This window comes from Ferrimicrobium sp. (genome assembly GCF_027319265.1).
Classification (GTDB): domain Bacteria; phylum Actinomycetota; class Acidimicrobiia; order Acidimicrobiales; family Acidimicrobiaceae; genus Ferrimicrobium.
On the sequence record NZ_DAHVNP010000008.1, the window covers coordinates 22,533 to 31,619 of the forward strand.

The window sequence follows — 9,087 nt, forward strand, 5'->3', positions numbered from 1 at the left end:
ACACCCACCAAAAGCCTACCTGATAAACGTCAGTATCGGAATGATCACCTCATCGGCCGTTAAGCCTCCGTGTCGACATACCAACTGGAGTGCACCGACATCATCTGGATCATAAAAACTCACCGGGGCCGTCGGTACGATGGCAACGTCCCCCACCCGCGCCATCACCCCTTTTGAGGGCGTGCCTCCAAAGATACCAAGCCCCAAAACTTCCTCTCGCACCAACACACGAGCCACATCCCCATAGCGTTCCAAGACCATCGCCGCCACCCGTTCGGTGGCACCTTGCTGACAGTGAAGCCATCGGAAACGCCCCTCTCCCGAAAGAAGCTTCACGAGCTCCATGATGGTAGTATCGATGCGGATCGGAGGCGTGGGAACCTCAACCTGCCCGTGATCTGCCGTGATAACGAGTGCCGTTCTGGCCGGCAGTTGCTCAACGAGCATCCCAACGAGCACATCGACCATCAGCAACTCGCGTTCATAGGCCTCACCAAGCCCAAACTCATGAGCCACGGTATCGATGCCGTCATAGTACGCAAAAACGAGAGGCTCACCCTCCTCGAGTGCTCCAAGGACCTTGGCGACGATACTCGACATCGCGTGCCAATAGCGGAGTCTTCCGCCACGAAGATGGACCTGGGTGAAGCCGGTCTTGGCAAAAAGGTACTTCGTTACCACCGTCGGGGTTTCGCCACAAAACGGCGGCACCGGCTGAAAGTCCATGGGGATCGGCGGGGTGATCTCACGGTCAGAGGAACTCCATCGCAACGTGTTTAAGATGGCGTGCGATCCCAACCGAACCCGGTACCCCAGCACCCCGTGCTCGGCTGGCGTTGCGCCAGTCGTCAAGGAAGTGAGCGCGGTAGCCGTGGTCGTCGGCCCCACCGAGTACCCTCGACGCAGCACCCCACTCGCCAGGATCGGAAGCGACGCTAGTCGCGGCAGAAGCTGAAAATAACCCAAGCCATCAAGAGCGAGGACAACGACCCGTTCTACGTTGTCCACTCGAGTTCCCAGAAACACCTCAGCTGCCCCTTTTCGACCGCGAACGATATCTACCACCGACGGCATGAGCGTCGCCAGGCCAGGGGCTGTATAGTCTGGTAGGACGAAGGAGTCGTTCGGGGTGATCTCATCCAGTTGTATGATGCCCATCGATCCTCTTTCCTCCTCCAGGCTAGCCCACCTTAGCACATGCCGGGTCAAGCCAGAGACTCACAGGACCGGCTACGATAGTGATCAGTGAAGGTTTCAACTCGTGGAGACTACGCATCAAGGGCGCTTTTATCGCTAGCCCTACGCCAGGGTCCTGAGAAACCCACCTCGGTTGCTGAACTGTCACGCCGTACCGGCCTACCCCAGCCCTACTTGGAGCAGATCCTCTTGACTCTAAAGGGTGCGGGACTCGTCACCTCACGGAGAGGGGCCAGCGGAGGCTATGTGCTCTCCAGGGACCCCACACAGATCACTTTGGCACAGATCATCTCCGCGGTCGACGGTCCCCTGACCCTGGGCAACTTCGGCGCCCCTCATGAAAACGGGGCTTGCGCACACGAGGGCCAATGCGTGCTTCGCGACGTTTGGGCTGAGGTTGGGCATCACATGCGTGAACACTTACGCTCGTACACCCTGGCCGATATGGTCGCCCGGGCGCGTGGAATGGCCCCAGACGAACAGCAGGTCATAGGCGGATGACACCCGAAAGCCACTACCCGGCTAGCTGGGAATCGGACACGATCCTCTCGGACGGAAGAACGGTTCACCTGCGCCCAATCCGTCCTAGTGACGCCCAGGGGATCACCGAGTTGCATGCGCGACTCTCGCCTGCGACGGTCTATTACCGTTTCTTTACCCCGATGCCGCACTTGAGCGAGCCCATGCTCAATCGCTTTGTCAATGTCGATTATCAAGACCGCATGGCATTTGTCGCTGACTACCGCGGTCGCCTCATCGCGGTGGCTCGCTACGACCGAATCCCTGGCAACCCGGTGGCCGAAGTCGCGTTCCTCGTGGACGATGCCCATCAAGGACGTGGGCTCGGCTCCATCATGCTCGAGCAGTTGGCTGCCTTTGCCAAGACGAATGGCATCACTCGCTTCGTCGCCGACACACTCGCCGACAACACGAGAATGCTCAAAGTGTTTCGTGACGCCGGCTACCAGCTGATACGGCACACCGAAGAGGGTGTCGTCCAAGTTCGTTTCGATCTCACCCCCACACAACAGTCTCGGAATGCCATGGCGGCTCGAGAACATCGCGCGACGGCACGATCGATCGAGACGATATTACGACCGAACTCGGTAGCTATCGTCGGTGCAAGCAGAGTCGCTGGGAGCGTTGGCGACCTCATCTTCGCCAATCTCCTTGATGGCAATTTTTCTGGAACTATCTACCCAGTCAACAGTGAAGCCACCGCCATCCGTGGCGTTCGCTGTTACCCGAACCTTGCTTCCCTTCCCGAACCGGTCGACCTCGTCATCATCGCCGTCAATGTTGCTGAGGTCCTCAAAGTCATCGAGGATGCGATCACTACCCAAGCCAAGGGGGTGGTGATCATCTCCGCTGGATTTTCCGACACCTCCAGGGAAGGGGCAGAGGTCGAACGTCAATTAGTAGCGCTTGCACGACGCAATGGCATCCGCGTGGTCGGCCCTAACTCGATGGGAATCGCCACGCCCCCACTCGGCCTCCAGGCCACCTTGGCACCCATCAGGATCCATCAGGGAGGTGCCGGTGTCCATGCGCAGTCCGGGCCACTCTCGTTGGCGATCCTCGCGGAACTGCAACGAGCCGATATCGGAGTCTCAGGGTTTGTCAGTTCCGGCAATAAGGCGGATATCTCCGGTAACGATCTGCTCTCGTTCTGGGAGGACGACCCCCTCACGAGTGTTGTCCTCCTCTACATGGAGGGCTTTGGTAATCCACGAAGCTTCGCCCGAATTGCGCGACGAGTCTCCCTTGCTAAACCGGTGCTTGCAGTCAAGTCCCGTCGTCGAAGAGAAGGGCAGATACCCTTAGCTTTTGGCGAATTAGATGATGACGCCGCCGTCGAGGCCCTTATGCGACAGACCGGCGTCATCCGTTTGGACACGCTTGAACAACTCATACAGTTGACGCGGGCCTTCCTGGATCAACCGATACCCAACGGCAACCGAGTCGCAATCCTGACGAACACCGGCGGCACCGGACCGCTCGTTGCCGATGCCCTCACGCCTGCCGGCTTGGAACTTGCGACGTTTTCAAGCGCTGCTCCAACGGTCGGTACCAAGAACCCCATCGAACTCGCACCATCGGCAACGCCCGCAGACTGGGGGCATCATTTGGCGGCGGTCCTCGCTGATACCGGCGTCGACGCCGCCATCGTCTGCTACATTCCCACCGTCGTTGGTTCGAACGACGACCCTCGAACCTTAGCGCCACCAACTGAACGTGGTCTGAGCGGCAATCCCAACCCAGCAGTGAACGCGGCGGCAAGTGTCGCTGATGCCATCGCCCGAGCCGCTGCAGAGGAGGCGGCCAAGCCGGTCCTGGCTAACTTCCTCGCACTACCGGGTGTGCCAGCAGCGCTCTCGAGCCACGGCAACACCATCCCCTCCTACTCGTTCCCTGAGAGCGCCGCCATTGCCCTCGGCAGAATGGCTGACTACTCTCGTTGGAGACTTCGACCGAGCGGAGAGCCGATCACCACAGAACCACTAGTCGTTCCTGACGAGTTGCTGTCTACCCTAGCCGCTGGGTCGGCCCTCCTCGACGGCGATCCAGCGCGCATAGCCGCCGGGCAATTCGGCATACCAATCGATCCGCCCACCGGTGCACGTCGTGAAGAGCTGGAGGGTCGCACTGCTCTGTTACGCATCGAGCTGATCCACGATAACCGCTTCGGACCCTTTCTCCGTGGCAGCCTTTCCGGAGTTGCTTTCGACCTCTTCGGAGCCGCCTCGCTACGCGCGCTGCCCCAAACAGAACAAGACATTGAAGAGTTCATCAATTCGATACCGGGCATCACCATCACCGACGGTTACGCAAAGCTTCCGAAGATGGATCGAAGTCCCCTCTTCGCGATCACGAAAACCCTCGTCGCCATCGCGGATCAGTTCTACCCCGTCCACGCGCTTTTGCTCGACCCGATCTCGCTCACGACCAAGGGTGTCTACGTGCGTGGTGCACGAATGTTGGTGCGAGATTCCCTGCTTGAACCACAGATGGTCACACGAAGCCTACGTGCACCCGGTGCACTACACTAAGAGCCAAAAGACGCACCCACAGATCGAGTACACCAGGGCCCACCTATGTACATCGCTGCTGGACTTTCCCACCGTTGGTGGGTGCTGGACCTAGCTTGATCCAGCAGCACCGATCCGAGCGCTGTTCACCGGTGGCAGCATCGTCATGGACGGCCAGCCCACTCGACCCCACGCAGAACGATCTAAACCGAAAGCATCTCCTCGATACCTGCGACGAGCAACGCATCCTCTGGCGTCACCATCGGCCGAAAGCGCCGCACCGTCGCTCCATCGCGTGACACAAGGAACTTCTCGAAGTTCCATTGCACATCTCCCGCTACGCCTTCGCCGTCCTCAACTGAGGTGAGGGTCTGGTACAGCGGATGCCGACCTTCCCCGTTGACCTCAAGCTTGGCAAACATCGGGAAATCGACACCATAGGTCGTCGAACAGAACGTAGCAATCTCCTCGGCGGAGCCAGGTTCCTGTTCACCGAACTGATTGCACGGAAATCCGAGAACGGTAAACCCTTGATCCGCATACTTATTGTGCAGCGCCACAAGTCCCTCATACTGCGGTGTTAAACCACAACGCGATGCCACATTCACCACCAGCAAAACATCACCCCGGCGCTCACCAAGCGACTCTACTGAACCATCCAGACGTTCCATCTCTAGCTCGTACGGAAACAACATGACCTCCCTCGTTGGATACCCTTGTCAACTCAGTAAAGGGCGTACTTAATCCCGACAACGACCGATCACCCCGCACACTCGGGCAATCACCTGGCCCCAAACCACGTCAACCCTCAGTCGATGGTTAGCGAGCGCACCCATGACCCACGTTTTGGCGTACAACACAACATCCACTACCACCGCCACCGCAGCCACTCATCGATGTCCGAGGGATCTCCTCCTGACTGGGTACCCCTTGTCGGCTCTTCAACTCAGATTGAGCGCCGCGTACTTCACGTCGAGGTACTCGTTGATCCCTTCGAAGCCCCCCTCGCGGCCAAAGCCCGAGTGTTTGACGCCACCAAAGGGTGCCGCGGCGTTGGAGACCAGACCCTGATTCACACCTACCATACCCGATTGCAGGGCATCGATCGCCTGATGCACCCGTCTAAAGGACTCGGTAAAGATGTAGGAGACGAGCCCGTAGTTAGTGTCGTTGGCCACAGCGTACGCCTCGTCATCATCATCGAAGGTATAGACCGGCGCCACCGGACCAAAGATCTCCTCACGGAAAATTCTCGCACTCTTTGGAACACCTGCGATAACCGTAGGAGCATAGAAATACCCGTCCGCCCCAACTCGCGTTCCGCCGGTGAGCACGCGCCCACCTACCGCCGTCGCGTCCTCAAGGAGGCCAGTCACCTTCAGCAGAGCATCCTGGTCGATCAGCGGTCCAACCTGTGCACCGGCAACCGTACCACGAGCGACCTTCATCTTTGAGAGTTCATCGGCCAAACGCTCCGTGAATGCCTCGGCGAGATCTTTGTGAACCAGAATACGGTTCGCGCTCGTGCACGCCTCTCCACCGTTACGCATCTTGGCAAAAATCGCTCCCGGCACAGCCTTGTCCAGGTCCGCATCGGAGAAGACGATCAAGGGGGCATTGCCACCTAGCTCCATCGACAGGCGAAGCAGGTTCGTAGACGCCTTTCGCATGAGCATCTTGCCCACCTCGGTTGAACCCGTAAAGGAAAGTTTACGTAACCGAGCGTCGTCCACCAGGCGATCGGTAATCTCTCCAGGTTCTGAGGTGGTGATGATATTGAGGACACCGGCTGGCAATCCTGCGTCAAGTAGGATCGCACCAAGCGCAAGTGAACAGAGGGGTGTCTGCTCAGCTGGCTTCAGGATAACCGTGCAACCAGCTGCCAACGCAGGTCCCACCTTCCGTGTCCCCATGGCGAGCGGGAAGTTCCAGGGAGTAATCATGTAGCTAGGACCAACGGGTGACCGCGACGTCAAGACCTTCGTCATCCCATCAGGGGAGCGATAGTACTCACCCTTCATGCGAACCGCCTCCTCTGAGAACCAACGGAAGAACTCAGCCGCATAGGCGACCTCTCCCTTGGATTCAGCTACCGGCTTACCCATCTCGAGGGTCATCAAGAGCGCTAACTCCTCTTGCTGAGCCATGATCTTCTCGTAGGCCGAACGAAGAATCTCGGCACGAAAGCGAGGAGCCGTAGCCGCCCAACTCACCTGCGCACGAGTAGCAGCCTCGAGCGCATCGAGCGCATCCTCTGGGCCCGCGTCAGCAACCGACGCGATTACCTCTCCGGTCGCCGGATCCTCGACCTTGAGCTCCTTGCCAGAACGAGCATGCCGCCACTCTCCGCCGATCAACAGCCCCGTTGGGACGTCTCCTACCACCCGACTCTCTTCGACACTCATCGCCATCGTCACTCCTTATCACCGAGGTCCATAAGACCTAGTCATTACCTCAAGTCGAGGCCTGCCTTGACCGCTACCCTACTATAGCGTCCCTACAGTAACCGATCAAAGAGGCGATCCACGCCGCGCCAGCCGACCCTAGGAATGGAGCATCAGAGGCATCTCACATTCAAAGGAGGAGACCTCCGTTGCGATCCGGTTACGCCCTGTCGCGCCAGACACGAACCCACAGCCCCAAACTTCGGCTCCGGCACTCCGTCTTGCCCCCAAACGCCGCACCCCTAGGCTGCCTGCCTATCCCGGCAAAACTCCCTCGCGCAAGCCTCTCGCCTTATGCGGTGGAATCTTTGCGCCGAGACCGGCCACGTCGTAGCAGTCCAACGACTACCACAACCACCACAACGATGATCACGATGGTGGAGATCATTGAGATGAGTTTGAGGACAAAGGAGATCAAGGCAAATGCAATGATCACTCCAAGGACCCCTAGGACTACCTTGATGATGCTGCTCATAGCAACCTCCTCTCGTTACCCATTCTAGCCAGACCGAAGAGCACACCCAAAGGTGGGCTCTTCACAAAATCTGTGTCTTCCACGGCAGACGCATCGCTAGGCAGTGATATCACGCTGAGAGAAATTGAAGACTGCGAGGAGATAAAACACCGCCATCCACCCCAACTGCTCTAGCAGATCCTTGTAGATCGGTCCAGCAAGAATAGGCGAACGAAAAATATTGATGAACGCAGACCAATAATTTGACAACAGGATAGGGCGGATCTTTTCGAGCTGAGGGATGGCATCGAGCACCTCTGAAGCGATGGCCACCGTCACCGCAATCGACGTGGCTGCCAACGACGATGTGGTAAAAGTCGAGACAGCAATCCCGACCATCGTCACCGAAAAGATCGAGATACCCACCACAAGCGCCGCCAACAACGACTCGCCGATCCCATGAAGGAACGTGATCGACGCCCCTGACAACGTGACCACCTGATGGTGGGGAAAAAGGATCGAACCCATAATCAACCCAACAATCGCGATCATGAGACTCAGCGCAAGGGTATAGGCAAGGGCCGCGACAATTTTTGCATGGATGATCCGAGTTCGCGAAACTCGTCGCACCAGCAAGTAGCGCAGAGAACCATTTGCTGCATCGCCAGCCACCGAGTCGCCGGCGATGATGGCGGCGGCTAGCGGAAGGATCAACGTCTCCATCGAAGCAAGGGCGGCCAACGGCAGAAAGATTGCATTCTGGGTGATCTCGGCAAAAAAGGCCGGCCCACCGCCTCGAGGCCCTCCATGACCCGCAAAGCGAACCACCACACCCAGAAGGATGGGGACCAGCGCAATCAGTCCAAGGATAATCAGGTTTCTCGGTCTCCGAAAGACGCGTTTGAACTCCTCAACGAACATCGAAGCCCTCGCCCACTTCGGCGATGAAGATCTCCTCTAGGTTTGGCATCAACCAAGTGAACTCGGTTACATCAACGCCACCGCTGACCAATGCGTGCAGCAGGGAGGGACCATCGCTTAACTCAAGATCAACGATCACGGAAAGTCCATCGAGTCGGGCCGTCGAGCCAGCAAGCTCCAGAATCGACGCCACCGGGGTGCCAACGATCTTGAGCTGGGGTGCATAATCACTCCGTAGCTCATCAAGAGATCCCGCCTTGATGAGGCGACCCTGCGACATGAACGCCACATGCGAACAGATCTGTTCGGCCTCGGATAACAGATGGGTAGAGATAAAGATCGTCTTACCCTTGGCGGCGAGTTCGCCAATCAGACGACGCACCTCTCTCATGCCACTCGGGTCGAGCCCATTGGTCGGTTCATCAAGGATGTAAAGGTCGCGCTCACCCAAGAGCGCCTGGGCAAGCCCGAGTCGCTGTCGCATACCGAGCGAGTAGCGTCCCACTGGCTTATCAACGACCATCTCAAGCCCAACCGCCTCCAGGGCATCCCCGATCAACCGAGGTCGCCCGCTCCTCCGAATGCCTTCGGCAGCAAGGAACCGATCCAAGTTCTGACGAGCGCTGAGATAGGGCACGTAGCCAGGTCCCTCGATGAACGAGCCCACGCGGGGCAGCACCCGGTGCAACCGTGAACGCCGACTCTCACCCAAAAGAGTAAATTCACCAGCATCGGGGAAGATGAGTCCGAGGGCGATACGAATGGTAGTCGTTTTCCCAGCACCGTTGGGCCCTAAAAAACCGAACACGGAGCCTTCATCCACCGAAAACGTAACCGAATCGACGGCAAGCTGACCGCCAAAACCCTTCGTGAGGCCATCAGCCTCGAGGACAGCAACCACCTAGTGTCCCTCCTCAGAAGTTTGCGGAGAAACAATAGGCTCCAAGTATTTCTGCATAGAAGCGAAGATCTCGTCGGCGCTCTTGGTCCAGATGAAGGGCTTGGGGTTCTCGTTCCAGGCCTTGGCCCACTTGGTAATCCC

8 protein-coding genes are annotated in these 9,087 nt (G+C 58.2%); 2 read left to right on the plus strand and 6 right to left on the minus strand.

Annotated elements, in window-relative coordinates; genetic code table 11:
* Positions 1–15 precede the first annotated feature (15 nt).
* The gene (locus M7439_RS00860) at positions 16–1,158 is read right to left on the minus strand and encodes an alkaline phosphatase family protein (protein ID WP_298347482.1); all 1,143 of its coding nucleotides are present in this window, start codon (positions 1,156–1,158) and stop codon (positions 16–18) included.
* Between the two features lie 87 nt (positions 1,159–1,245).
* Here M7439_RS00860 and M7439_RS00865 point away from each other — a divergent pair, with 87 nt between their 5' ends.
* On the plus strand, positions 1,246–1,698 hold the full coding sequence (locus tag M7439_RS00865; RefSeq protein ID WP_298347483.1) for an Rrf2 family transcriptional regulator: 453 nt from the start codon (positions 1,246–1,248) through the stop codon (positions 1,696–1,698).
* Complete coding sequence (locus tag M7439_RS00870; RefSeq protein WP_298347484.1) at positions 1,695–4,247, plus strand: GNAT family N-acetyltransferase; 2,553 nt, start codon at positions 1,695–1,697, stop codon at positions 4,245–4,247. Before M7439_RS00865 ends, M7439_RS00870 begins: the two co-directional genes overlap by 4 nt.
* 182 nt (positions 4,248–4,429) lie before the next feature.
* On the opposite strand, the gene M7439_RS00875 is transcribed toward M7439_RS00870, so the two are convergent.
* From M7439_RS00875 to M7439_RS00895, 5 genes are all read right to left on the minus strand, one after another.
* Complete coding sequence (locus M7439_RS00875; protein ID WP_298347485.1) at positions 4,430–4,897, minus strand: glutathione peroxidase; 468 nt, start codon at positions 4,895–4,897, stop codon at positions 4,430–4,432.
* 270 nt (positions 4,898–5,167) lie between these two features.
* Entirely contained in the window at positions 5,168–6,637 is a 1,470-nt protein-coding gene (locus M7439_RS00880; RefSeq protein ID WP_298347486.1) for an NAD-dependent succinate-semialdehyde dehydrogenase, read from the minus strand.
* A 325-nt stretch (positions 6,638–6,962) separates the two neighbouring features.
* Positions 6,963–7,145 (minus strand): hypothetical protein, encoded by a 183-nt coding sequence (locus M7439_RS00885; RefSeq protein ID WP_298337109.1) that lies wholly within the window; start codon positions 7,143–7,145, stop codon positions 6,963–6,965.
* Between the two features lie 96 nt (positions 7,146–7,241).
* Positions 7,242–8,045 carry an ABC transporter permease gene (locus tag M7439_RS00890; protein WP_298347487.1) on the minus strand — a complete coding sequence of 268 codons (804 nt, stop codon included), beginning with the start codon at positions 8,043–8,045 and terminating at the stop codon, positions 7,242–7,244.
* Positions 8,035–8,946 (minus strand): ABC transporter ATP-binding protein, encoded by a 912-nt coding sequence (locus M7439_RS00895; RefSeq protein ID WP_298347488.1) that lies wholly within the window; start codon positions 8,944–8,946, stop codon positions 8,035–8,037. The genes M7439_RS00890 and M7439_RS00895 overlap by 11 nt, the downstream gene beginning before the upstream one ends.
* Positions 8,947–9,087: the final 141 nt, after the last annotated feature.